1 protein-coding gene is annotated in these 1020 nt (G+C 53.3%); it reads left to right on the top strand.

The window, feature by feature from the left end:
* On the top strand, nt 1-1020 hold a 1020-nt coding region (locus RTX98_RS20070), incomplete at both ends, for a hypothetical protein (RefSeq protein WP_312798646.1).

Raw genomic sequence — 1020 nt, 5'->3', positions numbered from 1 at the left:
CTCTCGTTCAAAGAGGATGAGATACCGGAAGAGACACTTCGAGGCATTGCCGACGACTTCCGTAAATTCATGTTCTCGGCCTATCAGGACGACGAATATAATTTCTATGCGGAGGCCCATCTACCTAAGATCAAGAGCTACGAGCACCAAAGCACGGGGGAGACGGTCGAAAGAAAGCCACACATCCATATCGTTGTTCCGAAGATTAATCTTCGCAGTGGTGGAGCACTCAATCCAGTAGGATTGCTAGAGCGCAGTGAACGGCATTTCGATGCATGCCAAGAGCACATTAATAACAAATACGGGCTGGCAAGTCCCAAGGACAATCGGCGTGTTCATTTCACGGACGCCAGCGATATGATCCAGCGTTACCGTGACGATAATTTTGCTGGCACGTACAAGGAACTGAAAAAGTCCATACTCACCGCTGTGATCGAACGCGACATCACCAGTTACCAGGAGTTCGGAAAACTGGTGGAGGAGTACGGTGCCACGAAGGTCCGGAACGCAGGAAGTGAAGCGGCATACTTCAACGTCAAGCCACACGGCAGCGCGAAGGGTATCAACCTAAAGGATTATCCGTTCAGTCGGGAATTTATCGAGCTACCAGGCGAGGAAAAGAAAAAGATCCTGTCGGCCGAGGTTCAGCGCGAGTACGAGATACAAGGCCAGGCCCGGAAGGACAAAGGCAATATCGAGGCAGCTCTGAATGATTGGCACAGGTTTCGCGCCAAAGAAATCAAGTACCTCAATAGCGGCAACAAGAAGCTATACAGGGCGTATCGTCAAGCATCGCCAGACGATCGAGCGAAGATCCTGGACCAGTTGGCGACCAGGTTCTATGCCAGGTATCCAGAGCCGAATTTCGAGCCAGAGCCGTACACAGGGAAAGACCCGTTCGCTCCCAAATACCCTTTCAAGCAGTCGAGCCGGGGCAGCAATGAGCAGCTCGGGCCAGGCCCGGCCGGCCGAGCGACTCGCCCCGATCGCGACACCTCGATAGGCCAACGCGGCTATCGA

Source organism: Tianweitania sp., from assembly GCF_032053605.1.
Lineage (GTDB): Bacteria > Pseudomonadota > Alphaproteobacteria > Rhizobiales > Rhizobiaceae > Tianweitania.
This window is presented reverse-complemented; position numbering and strand designations above follow the sequence as displayed.